Source organism: Kibdelosporangium aridum (genome assembly GCF_900176515.1).
Classification (GTDB): domain Bacteria; phylum Actinomycetota; class Actinomycetes; order Mycobacteriales; family Pseudonocardiaceae; genus Kibdelosporangium; species Kibdelosporangium aridum.
Genome location: NZ_FWXV01000010.1, coordinates 1 through 21036, shown reverse-complemented (window position 1 = coordinate 21036; position 21036 = coordinate 1). Strand labels below are relative to the sequence as shown.

Sequence of the window (21036 nt, the reverse complement as noted above, 5' to 3'; positions counted from 1 at the left end):
GATGGACGTATGGCGCAGGAGTTCCAGCGGGCGCGCCGCCCTGAGCAGAAGCAACAGCGTTACGACGCGATCCTGAGTGCCGCGCGCGCTCTCGCCGAACGCGACAGCGTGCGCGACACCAGCCTCGCCGACATCGCCGCCGAGGTGGGCATGCACAAGTCCGCCCTGCTCAAGTACTTCACCACCCGCGACGAGATCTACCTGAAGATCGCCGCCGCGGACTACGTGAGCTGGGCGGTGGAGATGCGCGAGCTGCTGGCGAAGGCCGGCTCGATCGGCGATGTGGCGGCGGCCTTCGCCGAGACGCTGGCCACGCGCCCGCTGTTGTGTGACCTGATCGCGCATGTCCCGTTGAACCTCGAACGGACCGTGCCGCTGGAGTCGGTCCGCGAGTACAAGCTCACGATCATGCCGGGGATCTTCGAGCTCGCCGAGGATGTCCGCAGGTTGCTGCCGAGTTTGACCGACGAGGACATCCTCGACCTGGTGACCGTGGTCAGTTCGGTGGCCGCGAGCCTGCACCAGATGGCCAACCCGCCGGAGACGCTGGCCCGGCTGTACCGCGAGATGCCCGAGCTCGGGCACGCGTCGGAGTTCGAGCCCACGTTGCACCGGATCGTCGAGACTTTCCTGCGCGGCCAGCAGGCCCGGTGATCACCCGGCGTTCTAGTCTTCGAGGAGTTTTCGCTTGGCCGCGGCGAACTCCTCGTCGGTCAGGATCCCCGACTTGTGCAACTCGCCCAGTTCCCGCAGACGGCGCAGCATCGCGTCGGGATCGTCGGCCTTGGCCGGTGCGGCGGCCTCAGGCAACGCGCGAGCAGTGGACGGGTGCGGCAGCCGGGAAACCACGGCGGCGGCGACCAGTACGGTCGTCCCGCCATCCCGCTGGATCCCCCAGGCCAGGCAGTGCCGGTCGTGCTCGGGGGCGACCGCGTTCGTGTCGGTCTTTGTCCGGAACCGCAGGAATCCGTAGCTGATGCCCTTCTGCGGCCGCCATTCCACGGCGGTCACATCGGACAGTGCCAGTTGGACGGGACCGGCCGCGGATTTGCTGTCCTCGGCCATCCAGCTCCAGTCCAACCGGATGTATTCGCCGTCGAAGGTCGCCGTGCCGTCACCTGCCGCCGCAGTGATCGGCGTGGGCTGCGTGGGCAGCAGATAGCGCGTGACAGGAGTCGACGGGACCTGATGGACCATCAGTGCGGTGCGCACGGACTCGGCGAAGTACTGGCTCGTCCCGATCTGGTTGGTGTCCACGGCAAGCAGATACGGATCAGCGTTCTCCGAGAGGCGTCCAGCTGTCACCTGGCTCAACGGGTCCGCGCCGTCACGCAGCCGCAACCGGAGGCGTGCGCCCTTGCGACCGGGTTCGTACACGACACTGGCGATCGCTTCCAACGGGATGGACAACTCCCCGATCGCCTGCCGCAACTTGTGCACACCGCGGCCGTGGCCGGGCACGATCCGGAGGGTTTCCAGGTCGAACGTCCACGTCCCGTCCCGCCCCAGTACTTCGTCCATGGCAGAACCATGCCATGACCGGTCGAGTGCGGTTAGCCTGGGGACGCGGCACTGGAGGACCTGGGGGTTCATGATGCGACTGTTGACTGTTGCCGTGCTCGCCGCGAGCGCGTTGACCGTGGGGACAAACGCTTACGCGGACGCCACCTTGACGAAGGTGTCCGGGCCGTCGCCGTTTCCGCCTGCGTGCAGCGAGACCGGGCCGGGCACGTTGCACTGGAATTCCGAGGTGCAGTCGCATGCCGCGGTGAACCCGAGGAATCCCGGGCACTTGGTCGGGACGTACCAGCAGGACAGGTGGTCCAGCATCGCGTCGCAGGGCGTTGTCACGGCCACGTCGTTCGACGGCGGGCGGACGTGGCGCCAGTCGGTCCCGCCCACCTCGCAATGCTCGGGCGCCGGGAACTTCAAGCGTGCCACCGACTCGTGGGTGAGCGTCGCACCGGACGGCACCGCCTATCTGGCTACTTTGGCGATGACGAAGGCGTTCTTCGAACCCGGTTCCGAGCACGCGATCCAGGTTTCGCGATCCCGGGACGGCGGGCTGACGTGGGGCCCGGCGACGGTGCTTGTCCGTGAGGGCGGCGAGTCGGTGTTCAACGACCTGCCTGCCGTCACCGCGGATCCGACCGACTCGCGATACGTCTACATGGTCTTCACGAAGATCGAGGTCTTCACCGAGACCGAGTTCACCGGCTCCGCGTACCTCGCGCGCAGTGTCGACGGCGGCCGGACCTGGGAGCCGCCGAAGGTCGTCTACGCGCCCGGGCTCAACAGCCAGACCATCGCCAACAAGATCGTGGTCCGGCCGGACGGGACCCTGGTCAACGCTTTCACCCGGTACTACCTGGACGCTTCCGGGGCCGAGTGGGAGGAGATCGCCGTGATCTCCTCGGCCGACAAGGGCAAGACGTGGTCGGCGCCGGTCAAGGTCGCCGACCTGACCAAGGTCGGTACCAAGGACCCGGACACCGGCACACCGATCCGGGACGGCTCGGACTTCGTCCACGCCGCCGCGAGCGGCCGGGACCTGTACCTGGCCTGGCAGGACTCCCGGTTCTCCGGCGGGAAGCACGACGGGATCGTGCTGTCGCGTTCCCGGGACGGCGGTCTGACGTGGAGCGCCCCGGTTCCAGTGGCCGCGCAAGCGTTTTCGCCCGCGTTGGCGGTGCTGTGGGACGGCACAGTCGGCGTGACGTACTACGACTTGCGGGACAACACCTCCGACCCGGCGACCCTGCCGGCGAGGTACTCGCTCGCGACTTCCAGTGACGGTGTCACGTGGCGTGAGCAGCGGGTCGCCACGTTCGACTTCGCGGGCGCACCGACGGTCGACCGGCCGGAAAGGTCGCTGTACCTGGGTGACTACCACGGGCTGGTGGCGTCCGGCGGCTCGTTCGTCCCGTTGTTCCCCAAGGCGGGCAAGGATCCGGCGAACCGGTCGGACGTCTTCGCCGGCCGGTTTCAGCCGATCGCGGGGTTGTGACCAAGTGGTCTAGGCCATTACGTTGGAGGGACCCTGCAGATCGGTTTCTGGCGGCGCGAGCCGGCGGTTGGGTAACGCCGGTTGCCAGGCTGTGCCCCAGAAGGGAGCCGTCATGGCTCGACTGTCCCGTCTGTTGTCCCTCGGCGTGGGCGTGCTGCTGGCAGCCGCAGCGCCCATCCCCGCGACAGCACAACCAGTACAGGTCCAGGCGGACGTGTGCGCGGTGAAATCCAAACCAGCCGGAAAAGTGCTCCAGGGTTACTGGGAGAACTGGGACGGCGCATCCAACGGCGTGCACCCGCCGTTCGGCTGGACACCCATCACTGACGCACGCATCCGCAACGCCGGGTACAACGTCATCAACGCCGCGTTCCCAGTGATCCGTTCCGACGGGACCGTGCTGTGGGAAGACGGCATGGACGCGACGGTGAAAGTCGCGACACCAGCGGAGATGTGCGAGGCCAAGGCGGCGGGCGCGACCATCCTGATGTCCATCGGCGGTGCGACGGCAGGCATCGACCTGAGCTCGGCGACCGTGGCGAACAGGTTCGTGGCCACGATCGTGCCGATCCTGAAGAAGTACAACTTCGACGGCATCGACATCGACATCGAGACCGGCCTGGTGGGCAGCGGCAACATCAACACGCTGTCGCCGTCGCAGGCCAACCTGATTCGGATCATCGACGGCGTGCTGGCGCAGATGCCGGCCAACTTCGGCCTGACGATGGCGCCGGAGACCGCGTACGTCACCGGCGGCAGCGTGGTCTACGGCTCGATCTGGGGCGCGTACCTGCCGATTGTCAAGAAGTACGCGGACAACGGCCGGTTGTGGTGGCTGAACATGCAGTACTACAACGGAAGCATGTACGGCTGCTCCGGTGACTCCTACCAAGCCGGGACAGTGCAAGGGTTCCGTGCGCAGACCGACTGCCTCAACCGTGGTCTGGTCATCCAGGGCACCACGATCCGCGTGCCGTACGACAAGCAGGCGCCGGGCCTGCCCGCGCAGCCGGGCGCGGGCGGCGGCTACATGTCGACGAGCCTGGTCTCGCAGGCGTGGAGCGGGTACAACGGCGCCTTGAAGGGCCTGATGACCTGGTCGATCAACTGGGACGGCTCGAAGAACTGGACGTTCGGCAACAACGTCAAGCGGCTGCAGGGCCGGTAAAACAGCTCAGTGCGCCCCGTCCGGCGCGGGCGGGGCGCTGCGCCGCAGCAAGTACGTGTCCATGATCCATCCCTTGCGCTGCCGTGCTTCGGTGCGCTTGGCCACGATCTCACCGGCCACTTCGGACAGTTTGCCGCTGATCAGGATCTCGTCCGGAGTTCCGATGTAGGCACCCCAGTAGATGTCCGCGTCCTCGCCGACGTGCCCGGTGAACGCGGTCCGCGCGTCGAGCATCACCACGACGTCGTCCACATCGGACGGCCAGTGCACGGAAAGCCGTCGCCCGGTGGTGATCTGGACCGGTTTTCCCACCTGGTTGAGCGGTACGCGGTGCCGGGCGACCAGTGCGGAGACACTGCTGATCCCGGGAATCACCTCGATGTCGAGCTCGAAGCCGCGGGAGGCGATGTCGTCGAGGATGGCCAGGGTGCTGTCGTACAGCGTCGGGTCGCCCCAGACCAGGAACGCGCCGGTCTGCCCGTCGGCCAGCTCGGCGGTGATCATCTGCTGGCAGACGTCCGCGCGGCGCCTGCGCCAGTCGTCCACGGCCTCGACGTAGGCCTCCGTCGTGCGGTCGCGGTCTGGGTCACGGCCGTACACCACTCGGTAGCCGCCGTCGGGGGCGTAGCGCCGCAGGATCTCCTGGCGCAGGTCGACCAGGTCCTGCTTGACTTCGCCCTTGTCCAGTACGAAGAACACATCGACCTGGCGCAGCGCGGTCACCGCCTGCATGGTGATGTGCTCGGGGTCACCAGCGCCGATGCCGATCACGAGAATCCTTCGCATGCCCCCAGTGTCGCTCATCCGCTCACTGGCCGGTGGACCGGTCTAGCCCGGTGCCTGAAAGGCCTTCAGCGACGTCCCTTCCGGACATTCATTCACACCACGCGCAAGCACTAGCCTGCTTGCCGAGTCGCGGCAGCCAACTGTCCGAAATAGACTCAATTGGGGAGGTCGGGATGAACCGAACGATTGCTGTACTGGCAGCGGGAATTGTCGCCGCCGCACTGGTTCCAGGCGTCGCGTACGCGGGCGGCCCGAAGGTCACCACCGTTGCGAGCGGTCTGGACAACCCACGCGGGCTGGCGTTCTCGCTCGACGGCGATCTGTACGTCGCCGAATCCGGTCGTGGCGGGACGGACGGGTGCTTCGCCGGACCGGAAGGCGAGGCGTGTCTCGGGTCGTCCGGCGCGGTCACCAAGATCGAGCACGGCAAGCACAAACGGGTGCTGAGCGGCCTGCCGTCGGTCGCTGCCCCCGCGGGCACCAACGCACTCGGCCCGACCGACGTGGTCGCCAGGGGCGGTTCCATCGCGTTCACGATCGGCCTCGGCGCGGCGCCGGACCAACGCACGAAGCTGCCCGAGGCGGCCCAAGGGCTGTCCACGCTGCGCAGCGATGGCTACCGTGGCCTGAAAACAGTCGCTGACCTGGGTACCTACGAGGCCACGGCCAATCCTGACGGCGGGGCGTTGGACACCAACCCGACGTCGGTGATCGCCAGCCCGTGGGGCTACACCGCGGTCGACGCGGGCGGGAACTCGCTGCTCGGCGTGGGCCCGACCGGCAAGGTCTGGACGATCGCGACCTTCGCAGACCACGACGGCGCGCAGGCCGTGCCGACCGCGGTCGCTCAAGGGCCTGACGGCGCGCTCTACGTGGGCGAACTCACCGGCTTCCCGTTCAAGCCGGGTTCGGCACGGGTCTACAAGGTGTGGCCGGGCAAGCAGCCCGAGGTGTTCGCGGACGGCTTCACGAACATCATCGATGTCGCCTTCGACCGGCACGGCACGCTGTACGTGCTGGAAATCGCCAAGGACGGCCTGACGGCGGGTCCACCGGCGGGGGCGCTGATCAAGGTCGGCGAGGACGGATCGCACGAGACCGTGCTGGACACCGGCTTGACCGCGCCGGGCGGCCTGGCGATCAAGGGCAACGCGGCCTACATCTCCAACTGCGGCACGTGCGCCGGTCAGGGCACGGTCGTCCGGGTGCCGCTCAAGTGAGCCGTTTGGCCAGCGACTTCGGGGCCATCACGCAGTAGGAATCGGTCATGAGCTCGGTGACTTCAGCCCAGTCGGTGTCGTCACCGAGCATCATGACGATCATGTCGTCGGGCCAGACCGTCTTGAAGAACGGCGGGCCCGCGTTCGCCAGCGCGTGCAACTCCTCTGGCGACGCGCGGAACGCCAGGACCAGGCCGTCGCCGGAGATGACGTCCGCGAACCACGGCGGCCTGCCGTCCTCGACCAGCAGCACGTGCGCGAAGGTCTTCTTGCGGATCCGCCACCGCGTGCCGAGCCACGCTTGTTCCTCGTAGGTCTCGGGCAGCGCCAGGCAGACTTCGCGTAATCGCGTGAGGACCTCGTCGGGGACGCTCATGGGCCGAGGCTAGAGGTCAGGGGAGGATCGAGTCCACATAGCCACCGTCCACCCGCACCGCGCCGCCGGTGGTCGCTGAGGCGAGCGGAGAACTCAAGTACACCACCATATTCGCGATTTCTTCCGGCTCGATCAGCCGCTGCAGCAGCGACTGCGGCCGGTGCTCGCGCATGAACTCACGCTGGGCCTCGTCCCACGGCAAGTCCTTGTCGACAAGTTGATAGACGAAGTCCTCGACACCGCCCGTGTGCGTCGGGCCCGCGATCACCGCGTTGACCGTCACGCCAGTGCCGGCCGCGGCCTTGGCGAAACCGCGGGACACACCGAGCAACGCCGTCTTGGACATGCCGTAATGGATCATCTCGGCGGGGATGGCGACCGCGGAATCGCTGGCGATGTACTGGATCCGGCCCCACCCGCGGCTCATCATGCCCGGCAGGTACGCGCGGGTCAGCCGGACCGCGGCGAGCACGTTCACCTCGAAGTAGCGGCGCCACTCGTCATCGGTGATCTCAAGTGGCTCGGCGGCGCCGAAGATGCCCAGGTTGTTGACCAGGATGTCCACATCGGGCACGGCGTCGAGAACCTGCTGGGTGCCCGCGTCGGTCGAGATGTCGCCCGGTGCCGCGACGAAGCCGTCGCCGAGTTGGTCGATCGTGGCCTTGACCTTGTCCTCACCGCGGCCGTTGATCGCCACGGTCGCCCCCGCACTGGCCAGTCCTTTCGCGATCTGCGTGCCGATGCCCTGGGTCGAGCCCGTGACCAGCGCGGTCTTGCCGGAAACGTCCAGTCGCATGATCTCCTCCTCCTGCGTGCTGTCTCCAGCTTGGGGCAGGCAACCTGATCATGCAGTGCGACGACACCGTGCGCTCCTTGGACATCACCCGGTACGTGAGTGCGGACGACCTGCCAGTGCTGCGGAATCGCTTGGTAGGGGCCGAAAGGGGCTGAAGCGGGGTCGCGAGCGCCGGTATTCCCTGATCTGGACTGCTGTTCAGCGGAAGGGACTCTCGGATGAGAACGCTAGCCGTGCTCGCGGCCGGACTGCTCACGCTTTTTCCGACACCGGTGATGGCACAGGAAGCCACGACAGTGGCCTCGGGCCTGGACAACCCGCGTGGTTTGGCGTTCACGCACGACGGGACGCTGTACGTGGCCGAAGCGGGTCGTGGTGGCGCAGGACCGTGTTTCCCTGGCCCGGAAGGCGGGGACGTCTGCTTCGGGGCTTCCGGCGCGATCACCAAGGTCAGCCGTGGTCAGCAAAAGCGTGTGGTGCAAGGGCTTTCGTCCATTGCCGCGCCGAACGGCACTCAGGCGATGGGCCCGTCGGACGTCGCGGTCGTCGGCGACTTCCCGGTGTTCACTGTCGGACTGGCCACCGCGCCGGCGAAGCGGGACGAATTGCCTGGTGCGGGCCAGAACGCGGGCCGTTTGCTGCTCTCGGCGGGCGGGCGTGTGGTCAGGCTCGCGGACATCGCGGGCTACGAGGGACAAGCCGACCCCGATGGCGCGGGTGCGGAAACCAACCCGAACTCGGTGACCCTGACATCGGCAGGTGCGGCTGTGGCTGACGCGGCAGGGAACTCGCTGGTGAAGGTCGCACCCAACGGCACCGTGTCCACGCTCGCGGTCTTCCCGAGCCAGATGGTCGACGCACCGGACTTCCTTGGCCTGCCGCCCGGGAGGAAGATCCCGTCGCAGGCCGTGCCGACGGCCGTGGTCCAGGGGCCAGACGGCGCGTACTACGTCAGCCAGCTCACCGGATTTCCGTTCCCGGTCGGCCGCGCAAGCGTTTTCCGCGTGGTGCCCGGCCAGGCGCCGACCGTGCACGCCACCGGCTTCACCAATGTCGTCGACCTGGCATTCGACCGTGACGGCACCTTGTACGTGCTGGAAATCGCGCACAACGGCCTGCTTTCCGGCGACATGACCGGGGCGTTGATCAAGGTCAAGCGGGACGGCTCGCACCAGATCGTCACGACCGCGCTCACCGGGCCCGGCGGACTCGCCCTGCGGGACGGCGCCGCCTACGTCTCCGACTGCGGCGTTTGCCCTGGTACCGGCAAGGTCGTCCGAATTGCGTTGCGCTAGTGGGCATGATGTCCCTTATGACCCAGCAGGCGATCATCCTGATCACCGGGATCCAGGCAGCGGGCAAGTCGACCATCGCCCAGCTGCTGGCTGAGCGGCTGGAGCGGTCGGTACATGTGCGCGGCGACTCGTTCCGGCGCATGATCGTCAACGGTCGTGCGGACATGACGCCCGACCCGTCCGATGAGGCGTGGCGACAGCTCCGGTTGCGGTACAAGCTGACCGCGATGGCGTGCGACGAGTACTTCCGTGAAGGCTTCACGGTGGTGGCGCAGGACGTCATCCTCGGCAAGCCGCTCAGCGAGATGGTGCACATGATCAGGCAGCGGCCGTTGCTTGTCGTCGTGCTCGCGCCGCGGCCGGAGGCCGTCCTGGCAAGGGAAAAGGGCAGGTCCAAGGCGGACACGTACGACCAGTGGACGATCGAGCTGCTGGACAAGGGCCTGCGCGAGGACACGCCCAGGATCGGGTTGTGGCTGGACACCTCCGACCAGACGCCGGAGCAGACCGTCGAGGAGATCCTCAGCCGCGTGTGGTCAGAAGCGTCCGTCGACTGAACCACCAGATACCGGCGACGACCAGGCCGAAGAACACCATCATCGCCATGGACAGCAGTTGGCCCGGCTCCGGCGGCACGCCGCTGCCGGGCAACGGCACCACGGCGGCGGCCGTGGCGACGGCCAGCCCGGCCGCGCCGCCCACGTTCTGGAAGCTGGTCAGCAGCCCGGCGGCCGAGCCGTGGTGCTCGGGCTGGACCGCGTCCACAGCCATGATCGACGCGGCCGGATAGCTCAGCGCGATGCTGATGCCGATGATCACGAACGCGGGCAGAAGTCCTGCGGCGTAAGGCAAACTCATGCCGACCGTGCCCAGGTAGCCCAGCGCGGTCACGACCAGCGCCATGCCCGTGGTGAGCACTTTGCGTGCCCCGAACCTGGTCACCAGCTTCGCGCCGAACATCGTCGCGATCGCGTTGCTGATGCTCTGCGGCACCAGCGCGAGACCGACCTCGAACGCGGTGTTGTTTGCTTGCAGCGCAAGGCTTACCAGGTACACGGACGTGACCAGTGCCGCGAAAACCCCGGCCAGTGCGAAGGATCCGCTCAACACACCCGCGGATCTGGTCACCTCCACGGGGAACAGGCGCCGCCCGCTGAGTTTCACGGTCATGCCCAGCAGAAGTGCGCCGCCCAGCTGCACCGCTGTGCTCCACAGTGGAGCGTTGCAGACGTCGGCGATGGCGTGCACCGCGAGCATCATCGCGATCGTCACGGCGATCGCCGACAACGGATCGAGCTTTCCACCTGGTGCTGCCGAACGCTGGATGGTCTGCCCGATGATCAGCATCGCCACGACCAACGGCAAGTACACGAGAAAACTCGCGCGCCACCCCAGTTCGGTCACCACGAACGCGGGCAACACCAAACCGAGGGAGAACCCGACCGCGCCCATGGCCGCGTACAGCCCCATCGCCTGATTGCGCGTCTTCCCGGGCGGCAACCCCGCGATGATCAACGCCACAGCGGCGGGAGCACTCAGCGCCGCGCCCGCTCCCTGCGCGAACCTGCCTGCCACCAACCACAAACCGGACAGTGCGGCGGCGCAGATGACGCATCCAAGCCCGAACAGCGCCACGCCCCACAGGAAGACCGTCCGGCCGCCGCGGGTGTCGACCCATCGTCCAGCCAGCGGCAACAGCCCGGCGTACGCGATCAGGAACGCACCCACGGTGAGCTGCAACAGCGCAGGTGACAGCCCGAAATGGCGCTCCAGCGCACCGATCTGCACGTTGATGCTGGACGAGCTCATCCCCTCGAGCAGCAGCACCGCGCAGATGAAGCCGATACGCCACCACGACGTGATGCGATCGGCCACAGTCACCCCCCGTGATTGCCTGTGGCCGAGCTTATCCGTTCAGTAACCGCGCTGGGGAGGGTATCCGTACGGCTGCTGCTGTTGATACTGCTGCGGGGGATAGTGCTGCTGGGGTGGGTACTGCTGCTGGGGGTACTGCGGCATGGGTGGCGGCGGTGGGGGAGCGGGCTGGTGCATGGGCAGCAGCGGGACCAGTTGGGCGAGCTTGCCGAGGGTCTCGACGATCTCGTCCGGCTTGGTCCGGCCGAAGATCGGGTGCTCGACGTAGAGCAGCTCGTTGCCCACCAGCGACCAGTTGTGCAGCTTGAGCTGGCGCATCGCGGCGCACAGCGGCGGGGTGAGGATCCGCATGGCGACGTTCGGGTCGGTGTCGATCATCTTGTACCAGCGGTTGAACTTGCGGTCCGGTGTCGGCGGCTCGGGATACGGCTCGGTGTCGAACGTCGGCTCGGTGTCCCCGACGATCTGGAAGAACGGCATCGCGACCGGCAGCGTGATCACCCAGACGCTGTCGATGGTGATCGTGTCGAGCTCGTTGACCTTCTTGTTGGTCCATCGCGTGTGCACGCTGGTGACCACGGGCCGCCGGTGGAAGTCGAACACGGTGAACGGCAGGCCCTGGTAGTTGCCCTGGACCACACCGAACGCCAGCCGCTTGTCGCCGCGCTGGTTGAACGGCAGCACCTGCCACCGGTCCAGCAGGGCGGGCACGTCCGCCCAGAACTGCCAGCCGTAGCCGGTCGCCATCTGGTAGCGCTCGTAGTTCGTGGCCTCGATCCGCTTGGCCTCGATGGTGTCCATAGTGTCCAGCCCCCAGTTGCTTGCACCGAGGGCACGACCGTAGCTCACCGCGGCGGTTCGCGCTCGAAGATCGGCACCGTTTCAGGCGTGCCGTAACGGCTCGGGCTATCCGATCTCCTGCAGCGCCTTCTCGACCGCCGCGGCCCGGTCGGCTTGGTCGATCGCCTGCCAGAGCTCAAGGGCCATGCCCAGGTGCCTGTGGGCGGCTTCCGACTCGCCGTGCCGCATGTCCAGTTCGCCGAGTTGTTGCCAGCATTCGGCTTCGTTGCGCCGGTCGCCGTTGACGTAGAACACGTCAGCCGCGCGTTCCAACGCGCATCGCGCACGTGAATGGTCGTCGAGCTGTGCGTAGACGGCGCCGATTCGTTGCTCCGCATAGGCTGCGCACCGCTCGTCGTCGATCTCCTTGAAGATCGTCAACGACCTTGTCAGGCACCGCAACGCCGCCGGCGTATCGCCACTTGCCTGGTAGTACTTGCTTGAATTACGCAAGATCACCGCTTGGCGGTGGCGGTCGCGCAGTTGGCGGGCCACGGTCAGCCCGCTGTCGATCCATTCTCGGGCGTCGTCGAGGTTGCCCTGCTCGAGCCGGACCAGGCCGATGGCGCTACGCAGCTGCGCTTCCGCGTGCCGGTGACCCACCTCTATGAACAGATTCAAGGCCGTGCACGCGTCGCCCAGTGCGAGGTCGTAGTTGTTGTGTACGCGCCGCATGGTTGCCAGGCCCGCGAGGGCGAGCGCCATGCCGCGCTTGTCCCCGGTTTCGCGGTGCAGCTCCAGGCTGCGTTTCAACGACCGCAGCGCTTTGGCGTCTTCGTCCCGGTAGATGTGGACTTGGCCGAGGCTTTGCAGCAACACGGCTTCCCCGTGGGTGTTGCCTGCCGCACGCGTTGCCGCGAGTGCGACCCGGTGGCTTCGCGTCCAATCCTGGTAAAGGCTCCGGTGGTCGTAGTACGGCACCGCGGCGGCCGCGAGTTCCCACGCGAGCTCGTCCAGGTCCCAGTCGACCGCGAGCTGGATCGCGTGCAGCAGCCTGCCGCGCTCGACGTCGAACCACGCGATCGGGTCGACGACGGCGTAGTCCGGTTTCCAGCGCGGCGCGGTGCCTGGCGTCGGCTCGAAAAGACTGGGGTAGAACAGATCCCGCGCCTGTTCGGCCAGCGCGAGCCATGCGGCGAGAACCCGTTGCACGGCAGCACGCCGCTCGTCCAGCGGGTAATGCTCCTCAGCCGCTTTAGCCGCATACGTCCGCAGCAAGTCGTGCAGCCGGTACCGCGGTTGTCCCACGTTGTCGGTGTCCATCAGACGCACCAAGTTGGCGTCCACCAACGCGTCGAGCACGTCGTCCGCGTCGTGCTGGTCGATCAACGCGCCGATCACCCAGCCTGGCAGGCTTTCCGCGCCGAGCAGTCCCATCAGCCGGAACGCCCGGGCACTGTCCTCGGGCACCATCCGGACGCTCAGGTCGAAATTCGCCCGGATGTCCAGATCGCCGACGCGCAGCTCGCGCAGCCGCCGTGACTCGTCCTCCAGCCTGTCCTGCAGCACCTGCAACGTCCACGCCTGTCTGCTGGCCAGCCGGGCACCCGCGATCCGGATGGCGAGCGGCAGGTTTCCGCACAGCTCGACGATCGCGGCGGCTTGCTCGGGCTCCCGGTTGACCCGCGCGCTGCCGACAATGCCCGCGAGCAGCTCGCGGGCGTCGTCGCTGGGCAAGACGTCCAGTTCGACGTGATGCGCGCTGGTCAGGTCGGCCAGCAAGTGCCGGCTGGTCACCAGCGCCGCGCAACCACCGGACGGCGGCAGCAGCGGACGCACCTGGTGCGCTCCGGCGGCGTCGTCCAACAGCACCAGCATTTGACGGCCGGCGAGCGTGGAGCGGTACAACGCCGCCCGCTCGTGCAGGCCGTCCGGCATCACCGCGTCGGTGACGCCGAGTGCCCGCAACAGCTCGGCCAGCATCATCGCCGGGTCTCTTGGCACGTCCGCGGTTCCGGCCAAGTCCAGGTACAGCTGTCCGTCCGGGAACATCTCCCGCGCGCGATGCGCCGCTCGCACCGCCAGCGTGGACTTCCCTGTCCCCGGCGCGCCGACGATGACCGCGGTCCGGCCGCCGGTCAGCAGGCCGAGCACCTCGTCGAGCGATTCGGTCCGGCCGGTGAAGTCGGGGATGTCGGCGGGCAACTGGCACACCGCGAGCGAATCCAGCTCCCGTGGCGCGGCACCCTCGGACAGCGCCGGGTCCGCGCGCAGGATCTGGGCGTGCACGCGTTGCAGCCCATGTCCGGGGTTGGCTCCCAGTTCCTCCGCGAGCAGCCGCTGAATGTCCTGGTAGACGGCCAACGCGTCAGCCTGACGGCCGCTGCGGTACAACGCGATCATCAGCAGCTCGCGTACCCGTTCGCGATACGGATGGTCGGTCGCGAGCCGCGACAACTCCGCCACGGCCAGCGCGTGGTCGCCCTGCACCAGGTCGAGTTCGGCGATGTCCTCCAGCGCCCCGACCCGGTACTCGTCGAGACGGGCGCGTTCGATGTCCGCGGCGGGGGTGTCGATGCCGCTGAACGCCGGTCCACGCCACATCGCCATCGCGTCGGCCAGCGTCTGCCGGGCGCCGACCAGGTCGCCGCCGTTCCTCGTTTCCCGGGCGTGTGCCAGATCGGTGGAGAACTTGGTGCTGTCGAGTTGGTCCGGTGCCACGCGCAGCAGATAGCCGGTTCCCACGGTGATCAGCGAATTGCCGTCCAGCCCCAGTGCCCGGCGCACGTCGCCGACGTACTTCTGGACGAGGTTGATCGCGCTTCGCGGCGGGGTCGTACCCCAGGCGCACTCGATGATCTGCTCACGGTCCACGCGGCGGTTGGCGTGCAACAGGAGCATTCCGAGAACCTGGCGGCATTTGCTGGGGCCGAGGCCGACCATCTCGGTCCCGCGCCACGCCGTGACCGGCCCAAGCACACCAAACCGGACCTCAGGCATTGCGCAGGCTCCCTTCCTGGTCGCCAGAGACTACCGCTGAGCTGTGCACTTCCGTGAGACTTCAGCCGGGGTGCAGTGGCATCTGACACTCTCGCGCCACTCGATGTCACTGGTTCACTGGGGGACTGAGGGGCATGACATTGCCGCTGGCGCGAACACCACAACACCTGCAAGACGTGCTGGACCGGCTGCGGGACCGGCACGAGTGCGTCCGGACCGGGACGAAGTCGCTCAACGGCTGGGAGATGGAGCTGGCGGCCGACGCGTATGGCCGGATTCACACCCGTCCGGTGCCCGGGACCCCGCTCAGCGGAGTACAGGTCCGCACAGGTGAAGTGGAAGCCGTTCTGGCGTACGTGATTCGCCGCGTCCACACCGGAGTGATCGAATTGCGTGACGGGGACGTCACCGGCTGGTGCCCGCCGAGCGCGGTCAAGGACTGGCTGCCGGAGTCCAACCTGGCCTCAGGCACGGCCGTGCGGATCCGGCAAGGCACCCGGTTCTTCGCGCCGCAGGTGGTCGCGGCCCGTGCCATCGTCAGCGATCTCGACGGCGTTGTGGCCTGGGGCGGTGACCATCCTTCGGCCGACCAGTCGTTGTTCTTCGTCGACGTCGAACCGGACGCCGTGAGCCTGCTGCTGGCGGCACGACGACTTCGTGGCCAGTAGCCGGCTTTCACACTTCCCGCAAGGCGGTCGTGCTGGTCGCCTGCCACAGCGCGGGCAGCGTGAGCGCGGTGACCAGCAGGACCGAGCCAAGGGCGACACCACCGAAGAGAGCCACAGTCGTCCAGTCGATGTCGACGGGGCGGCCGGTCGCGGTGAGCAGCATCGCGGCCAAGGCCAGTCCGGCGACGGTGGCGACGGCCACCGCGACGGCGACGGGAATGCTGGTCTGCCAGAGTAAAGCTCTGGCCAGAATGGACCGTGGGACGCCGTTCGCGGTGAGCACGGCGAGGGAACGGCGGCGCTCCCGCATTTGCTCAAGCGCTACCACGATCAGGCTCGCGATGGCGATCAGCAGCGTGATGAACGCGCCGATCTGCAGGATCCGGCTGATCAGCAGGTAGTTGGCATCCCGGCTGGTGCCCTGCGAGTACACGACTCCGCTCCAGCCGAGGCGGCCGACGGCGTTGCGCATCTGCTCGATCAGCGCGGGATCACCGGTGGCCGGCACGTGCGTGTTCGAGTAGAGCGCGACCTGGCCGGCGGAGGCCAGTGCGCCCGGGGTGATCACGAGTTGGGCGTCGTCTCCGGCGATCCGGGTCAGGCGCGGGATCGTCCACTGTGGAGCACCGGCTCGGTGCTCACCGAACCACACGGCCTCACCGGGGGACACCTTGACCGATGGACTGGCAAAGACATCGCCGTCAACACAAGGCCTGACGCGGATGCTGGCGCATGACTCGACCACTATGGAATGGTGCTCGTCCGCGGAGTCGACAACCCGGCCGGTTGTGCTGATCGGAACGTGGGCCAGTCCGTCGATGCTGTGGATCGCCGAGGCGAACGCGTCGATCTGGGCGAGCGAGTTCGCGAAGTACGAAGCCGATATCTGCCCTTGACCGGGCGGCGTGGTTTCTTTGTCCGCGCGTTCGTAGACCGTTTGCAGGGCGATCGCTCCGGCCAGCACCACCGCGACACCCGCGACGACGCGGGCGGCTGTGCCGGTGTCCATTTGCAACCGGCGCACAGCGAGTTGGAAAGCCGGTGACCCGCCCGCGTTGATCCGGTTGGTCACGAGTTCCACGATCCACGGCAGCAGCACCGGCACCGACAGCAGGAGCAGCGTGATCCCGGCGATCAGCGGGAATCTGCGGCCATCGGTCGCCACCAGCAGCAATGTGCCACCGGCGAGCGGCAGGATCAGCCGCCACCACAGTATCCGGGGTGCGGTACTCGCGCGCCGGACCACGCCAAGGGGTTCGATGATCGTGCGACGCAACGACATTGTCGCGATCGTGACCGCCAAAGCGGGCAGTCCCGCGGCGATCAGGACGGCCAGGCGCCAGTCCGGACGAACGTCCGAGGCGAAGATGCCACCACGGAACGCCGACACGGTGACCATCGGCACGAGGCTGCGTACCAAGAAGAACAAGCCCAGACCGAGGAACAGCCCGGCGACGGCACCGACGAACGCCTCGCCCGCCGCGATCCGCCGGACCTGTGCGCTACCCGCGCCGATCAGCCGCAACGCGGCCAGCCGCCGGTCACGCACCGATGCGGCGAGCCGGGTGCTGGTGGCGACGAACACGATCACCGGGATCAGGAACGACGTCGCGCCGAGCACGATCAGCAGCCATTCCACTGTGGTCAGTCCGCGTCCTGCCCACGGCGTGCCGAACTGGCTGATCCGTGCCGCGTCTGGCATCGCGGACGCGGAGTCCGATCCGATGTAGAAGTACAGCTCGTTCGGTCCGGTCAGGCCATCCGGGCCGACGGTGCCGATGATCTGCTGGGTGAAACGCGGCCGCAGCATCTCGCCCTCCGGCGACTCCAGCAGCTGGACCAACGCGGGCGACAGGACCGCCTGACCTGGCCCGGGCAACCGGTCGACGCCAGGTGCGTGCGGCGCGCGGGGGCCTGTCGGAGCGACGAGATAGCCCTGCATCCCGCGGCCCTGGAACTCATCCGACCGCTGGACCGCGTACACCGGGTCGACGCCCGGCACGGGCTGGCTCGAGTCGGCGGTACGGGCCGAGCCGCGTTCGTTTCGCGCGTCGATCATGTGCGGTACGGAGGCCGCGACGAGCAGAACCATCACCCCGAGCCCGACGCCGATCGCCGTCAAAGCCAGTCGTACCAGGGAATTACGGCCGCTCCCGACGGCCAGCCGCACGCCGAGCACGAGGTCGTTGACAAGACGAGGGACGCTCACCCGGCCGACTATACACACGGTGTATAGCTTGGTGCGAAGTCGACCTTCCTGAGTGGCGCGTGCCTTCCGGAGTCGAGTGTTGCTGACGGACGAGCCCGGTTCGGCAGCGTCAGCGGCCGCTTCGGCTGACGATGGCCGACCTGAGTTCCTGCACGGCATGGGTCCGTGCACCCGTCATCGCTGGATCGCGGATCTGTGCCTTGACCAGCGGCACCTTGCGAGTGCCTTGGTGCCGGTCGATGTTCTCCGCCAGATCGGGGCCCCACTCGCCGCCGATCACGGCGATCTCGGGATCTACGAGTGAAACAGCGGCCATCAGCACGCCGCACACCGCGCGGGCGATCGACTCCCGATGCTCCGCCGAGGCGGCGCGCAGGGCGACGGTGTCGATCGCGGTGGAGGACGGCTGACGAAGCCCGAGTGCCGCGAAGACCTCGGTCAGCGGCATGGCCGTGCCGTCAGGGCCGGTCGTGGAGACGTGCGCGATCTCGCCCGCGAGGCCGCGGTGGCCGCGTCGCACTTCACCGTCGCTGATCACCGCGAAGCCGAGACCTTCGCCGAGGTGCAGGTACACGAAGTCGCGAACCCCTTGGGCGCAACCGGAATCGCTCTCGGCCCGGGCGGCCCAGTTGACGTCGTTGTCCACCAGCACCGGGCCGTCCACCAGCGGACGCATGACGGCGACCGGATCGAGTGAGCCGACCAGGAACGGCGCGTCCGGCAGGTGCACGAGTGCTCCGGTCCTCCGGTCAACCGGGTCCGCGGCGCTGACAACGGCTGTTCGCGCCGCGCCGCCGATCTCCTTGGTCACTTTTCTCAACGCCCGCGCAGTCCGTGCCTCACCAGCCGAGCGGTCCAACGGCACAGAAGCGCGCGCAACCGTCGTACCGAAGGCGTTCACTGCCTCACCCGTCACGCCCGACGGGGCGATGTCGACGACCAACGCCACGCCGACGTCCTCAGACAGCGAGTAGTACGAGCCCACTCCGCCTCGCCCGGTCGTGCGCTCACCCGTGTCCATGAGGAGACCGGCCTCGGTGAGCCTGCGGACGCTCTCCGAGATCGTCGGCTTGGAAATGCCGGTCGTCGCCGCGATCTGGGCTCGCGTCGCCCGTTCATGCTGCATAAGGGCACGCAGCACGTGCTCGTCGGTCATCGAGCGCAGCAGGTCGAGGCTCGGCTTGGTCATGCCGGCATTCTAGTAAGGAGTGTTGCCTGGATCGTGGCCGGACGTTACCGTGAGAACCAGTTAGGAGACCTGACTGAAGGTGGCTGGACATGCTCACGATTCCGAACTGGCAGACCACACCGCACGATCTGCCCGAGGCGATCCGGGCGGTGAAGACCGCGCTGCGGGACCGGATCGAGTCGTCCGGCCGCAGCATCGACGAGGTGTTCGCCGCGGTGCAACGGCTGATCGAGCAACGCCTCGACGAGATCGACGCCGACCCGGAGGTCTGGCCGGTCATCGAGTACGCCGACATCGAAAACGACACGGTCACCCGGGCGCAGCTGGACAAACTCAAGCGCCGCGGCTGCCTGGTCGTGCGTGGCCACTTCGACCGGTCACAAGCCCTGGAGTGGGACGCCGACATCCTCGATTACGTCGAGCGCAACCACTTCTTCGAGGCGTACACCGGCCCGGGCGACGACTTCTTCGGCACGGTCGACTCGAAGCCGGAGATCTACCCGATCTACTGGTCACGGGCGCAGATGCAGGCAAGGCAGAGCGAACGGATGGCCCGCGTCCAGTTCTTCCTGAACTCGCTGTGGAAGCACGACGGATGGTTCGACCCGGCCCGCGACGCGCTCTACCCGGACCGCATCCGCCGCCGTCCACCCGGCACGGACTCCGCCGGCCTCGGCGCACATTGCGATCCCGGCACCCTCGACCTGTGGATGACCCGCGAGTACCAAGCAGCGTTCCGGCACTTGTTCGACGGCAACGTCGAGGCGTACGACCCCTGGGACGCCGCATACCGGACCACCGGCCCGCAGTACCCGGGATCCACCATGTGCTCGGCGTTCCGCTCGTTCCAAGGGTGGACCGCGCTGTCCGATATGGACCACGACCAAGGTGTCCTGCACACCGTGCCGATTCCGGAAGCGATGGCGTACCTGATGGTGCGGCCGCTGCTGCGTGACGTACCCGACGACTACATGTGCGGCGTCACGGTCAACCAGGTCTTCCCGGCGAACGAGAAGTGGCACCCTCAGCTGGTCGGGGCACTGACCGGAATTCCGGACGTGCGCGCGGGCGATTCCGTCTGGTGGCACTGCGACATGATCCACAGCGTCGCACCCGTCACCGGCCAACGCGGTTGGGGCAACGTCATGTACATCCCAGCAGCGCCCTGGTGTGCACGTAACGAGAGGTACGCGGCGTCTGTCCGGGAAGCGTTCCTGACCGGCTCAAGCCCGGCCGACTTCCCCGAGGAGCACTACGAACGCGACTGGGAAGGCCGGTTCCGTTTCGAGGACCTCACCGAGATCGGCCGCCGCGGCATGGGTTTCGGCTAAAAATCTCGGTCCGGGCCGGGGAGGACTCGCCGCACCCGCGCACAACCCTGCTGAGAACCCAGTCGACCGATGGGAGAGGCAGATGGCTGTGCGGTTCGCTCTATCACGGGTTTCCAGCGTCCAGGCACCAGAATACCGGTCCATTGTGGCGATCGACATGGTCGGGTCGGGCCAGTGGGACGACTGCGCCCAGTTGCGGGCCCGGACCGTGCTCGACGCCATGGTGCGGTCGGCTTTCCGGGCCGCGGGGATCAGCTGGCGCAAACTGGTCGTCGAGGACCGCGGCGACGGGATGATCGTGCTCGTTCCGCCGTCGACGTCCAAGGTGGACCTTATCGACCCGCTGATCCCGTCGCTGATCGCCAGGTTGCGTCAGCACAACGCGATGGTCGGTGCCGAGCACCGGATCCGGGTGCGGGTGGCGGTGCATGCCGGTGAGGTGCTGCGCAGCCCGTCCGGCTGGGTCGGCACCGACATCAACCTGACCTGCCGCTTGCTCAACGGCGTACCGCTCTACCGGGAACTGTTGCGTTCCCCGCAGTCGGACCTGGTGCTCGTCGTATCGGAGGTGATTCGCAACGGCGTGGTCCGCCACGGTTACCGCCGGATCGACCCGGCGGAGTACCGGTGCGTCCACATTGTGTCCAAAGAGGTCGACACGTCGGCCTGGATCTACGTCGCCGGTGTGGATGCGGGCCCGGCGACGTAAATCCAGGCCCGACGTCCATCAGCGCGTTCGTGCGCGCCGCACCACGAGCGTCGAGTTTCCCCGACCGGACAGCACAGCGTCGAGGCTGTGATCGTAGTCGACGTGCCCAGACTCGGTGACGCGGAAGGTGAACCTCCGGCCGTCCGACAGGTGCAGGATGTGCACGCCCGGCACGAACCGGAGTGTCACCAGAGTGTTTGCGGCCCGCGTGGTCAAACCCACGACGCTGAAACTGCTGGCCCCTGAATTCCTCAGGTCGAACGTGATCGGCCGGCCGCGCACGGTCAGTGTCGCGGTGCCTTCGCCGGTGAAGACGGTGCGTTGTTCGGGTTTGTAGGTGACGTGTCCTTGTGGGGTGACGGTGAAGGGGGTGTTGATTCCGTTGGAGGTGGTGAGGTGGTGGTTGCCGGGTAGGAGTTTGTAGGTGCGGTTGGTGTTGGGGGTTTTCCAGGTGAGGCCGAGGAGTGAGGTGTTGGCGTAGTCGAGGTCGGTGGTGTTGATGGTGATGGGCTTGCCGTGTGCGGTCAGGGTGGTTGTGCCTTCGCCGGTGAAGACGGTGCGTTGTTCGGGTTTGTAGGTGACGTGTCCTTGTGGGGTGACGGTGAAGAGGGTGTTGATTCCGTTGGA

The 21036-nt window shown here is 67.4% G+C and carries 19 protein-coding genes; 9 read left to right on the top strand and 10 right to left on the bottom strand.

The genetic code is table 11. The features are described 5' to 3' along the window. Positions 1-9: 9 nt before the first annotated feature. Positions 10-654 (top strand): TetR/AcrR family transcriptional regulator, encoded by a 645-nt coding sequence (locus tag B9C43_RS40750; RefSeq protein WP_084432822.1) that lies wholly within the window; start codon positions 10-12, stop codon positions 652-654. A 12-nt stretch (positions 655-666) separates the two neighbouring features. Here the strand turns inward: B9C43_RS40750 and B9C43_RS40745 are convergent, their stop codons facing one another. Then, positions 667-1521, bottom strand: coding sequence for a DUF4429 domain-containing protein (locus B9C43_RS40745; protein ID WP_084432821.1), 855 nt, complete (start codon positions 1519-1521; stop codon positions 667-669). Positions 1522-1591: 70 nt separating this feature from the next. On the opposite strand from B9C43_RS40745, the gene B9C43_RS40740 reads away from it, so the two are divergent. Together B9C43_RS40740 and B9C43_RS40735 are read left to right on the top strand one after the other, a co-directional pair. Continuing rightward, positions 1592-3007: a sialidase family protein gene (locus B9C43_RS40740; protein ID WP_160097042.1), complete on the top strand. Its 1416-nt coding sequence runs from the start codon at positions 1592-1594 to the stop codon at positions 3005-3007. 112 nt (positions 3008-3119) lie between these two features. After that, positions 3120-4175: a chitinase gene (locus B9C43_RS40735; protein ID WP_143446948.1), complete on the top strand. Its 1056-nt coding sequence runs from the start codon at positions 3120-3122 to the stop codon at positions 4173-4175. A 6-nt stretch (positions 4176-4181) separates the two neighbouring features. Here B9C43_RS40735 and cobF read toward each other — a convergent pair whose 3' ends face one another. Continuing rightward, positions 4182-4961 (bottom strand): precorrin-6A synthase (deacetylating), encoded by a 780-nt coding sequence (cobF, locus tag B9C43_RS40730; protein WP_084432819.1) that lies wholly within the window; start codon positions 4959-4961, stop codon positions 4182-4184. Between the two features lie 173 nt (positions 4962-5134). Here cobF and B9C43_RS40725 point away from each other — a divergent pair, with 173 nt between their 5' ends. Further along, entirely contained in the window at positions 5135-6181 is a 1047-nt protein-coding gene (locus B9C43_RS40725; RefSeq protein ID WP_084432818.1) for a ScyD/ScyE family protein, read from the top strand. On the opposite strand, the gene B9C43_RS40720 is transcribed toward B9C43_RS40725, so the two are convergent. Both B9C43_RS40720 and B9C43_RS40715 read right to left on the bottom strand, forming a co-directional pair. Further along, complete coding sequence (locus B9C43_RS40720; RefSeq protein WP_033389322.1) at positions 6174-6557, bottom strand: MmcQ/YjbR family DNA-binding protein; 384 nt, start codon at positions 6555-6557, stop codon at positions 6174-6176. The two genes, B9C43_RS40725 and B9C43_RS40720, sit on opposite strands and share 8 nt — an antisense overlap. A gap of 16 nt (positions 6558-6573) precedes the next feature. Further along, positions 6574-7353 (bottom strand): SDR family NAD(P)-dependent oxidoreductase, encoded by a 780-nt coding sequence (locus B9C43_RS40715; RefSeq protein WP_084432817.1) that lies wholly within the window; start codon positions 7351-7353, stop codon positions 6574-6576. Positions 7354-7571: 218 nt separating this feature from the next. On the opposite strand from B9C43_RS40715, the gene B9C43_RS40710 reads away from it, so the two are divergent. Both B9C43_RS40710 and B9C43_RS40705 read left to right on the top strand, forming a co-directional pair. Continuing rightward, complete coding sequence (locus B9C43_RS40710) at positions 7572-8648, top strand: ScyD/ScyE family protein (protein WP_084432816.1); 1077 nt, start codon at positions 7572-7574, stop codon at positions 8646-8648. 17 nt (positions 8649-8665) lie between these two features. After that, positions 8666-9205 (top strand): AAA family ATPase, encoded by a 540-nt coding sequence (locus tag B9C43_RS40705; protein WP_407657153.1) that lies wholly within the window; start codon positions 8666-8668, stop codon positions 9203-9205. Here the strand turns inward: B9C43_RS40705 and B9C43_RS40700 are convergent. The 3 genes from B9C43_RS40700 to B9C43_RS40690 all read right to left on the bottom strand — a co-directional run bounded on the left by B9C43_RS40700 (position 9171) and on the right by B9C43_RS40690 (position 14303). Beyond that, positions 9171-10523 (bottom strand): MFS transporter, encoded by a 1353-nt coding sequence (locus tag B9C43_RS40700; RefSeq protein WP_143446947.1) that lies wholly within the window; start codon positions 10521-10523, stop codon positions 9171-9173. The two genes, B9C43_RS40705 and B9C43_RS40700, sit on opposite strands and share 35 nt — an antisense overlap. A 39-nt stretch (positions 10524-10562) precedes the next feature. Further along, positions 10563-11324: a hypothetical protein gene (locus tag B9C43_RS40695; RefSeq protein ID WP_033389332.1), complete on the bottom strand. Its 762-nt coding sequence runs from the start codon at positions 11322-11324 to the stop codon at positions 10563-10565. A gap of 105 nt (positions 11325-11429) precedes the next feature. Further along, the gene (locus B9C43_RS40690) at positions 11430-14303 is read right to left on the bottom strand and encodes an AfsR/SARP family transcriptional regulator (protein WP_084432814.1); all 2874 of its coding nucleotides are present in this window, start codon (positions 14301-14303) and stop codon (positions 11430-11432) included. A 134-nt stretch (positions 14304-14437) separates the two neighbouring features. Between B9C43_RS40690 and B9C43_RS40685 the strand changes: the two genes are divergently transcribed. After that, the gene (locus tag B9C43_RS40685; RefSeq protein WP_084432813.1) at positions 14438-14971 is read left to right on the top strand and encodes a hypothetical protein; all 534 of its coding nucleotides are present in this window, start codon (positions 14438-14440) and stop codon (positions 14969-14971) included. Between the two features lie 7 nt (positions 14972-14978). Here B9C43_RS40685 and B9C43_RS40680 read toward each other — a convergent pair whose 3' ends face one another. Next, positions 14979-17180 carry an FtsX-like permease family protein gene (locus B9C43_RS40680; RefSeq protein WP_160097040.1) on the bottom strand — a complete coding sequence of 734 codons (2202 nt, stop codon included), beginning with the start codon at positions 17178-17180 and terminating at the stop codon, positions 14979-14981. Between the two features lie 109 nt (positions 17181-17289). Further along, the gene (locus B9C43_RS40675) at positions 17290-18369 is read right to left on the bottom strand and encodes an ROK family transcriptional regulator (RefSeq protein ID WP_084432811.1); all 1080 of its coding nucleotides are present in this window, start codon (positions 18367-18369) and stop codon (positions 17290-17292) included. Between the two features lie 89 nt (positions 18370-18458). On the opposite strand from B9C43_RS40675, the gene B9C43_RS40670 reads away from it, so the two are divergent. Both B9C43_RS40670 and B9C43_RS40665 read left to right on the top strand, forming a co-directional pair. Continuing rightward, positions 18459-19700 (top strand): DUF1479 domain-containing protein, encoded by a 1242-nt coding sequence (locus B9C43_RS40670; protein WP_084432810.1) that lies wholly within the window; start codon positions 18459-18461, stop codon positions 19698-19700. Between the two features lie 82 nt (positions 19701-19782). Then, on the top strand, positions 19783-20409 hold the full coding sequence (locus B9C43_RS40665) for a hypothetical protein (RefSeq protein WP_084432809.1): 627 nt from the start codon (positions 19783-19785) through the stop codon (positions 20407-20409). 18 nt (positions 20410-20427) lie between these two features. Here B9C43_RS40665 and B9C43_RS57055 read toward each other — a convergent pair. After that, the coding region (locus B9C43_RS57055) for a hypothetical protein (protein ID WP_160097038.1) at positions 20428-21036 on the bottom strand (609 nt) is incomplete at its 5' end.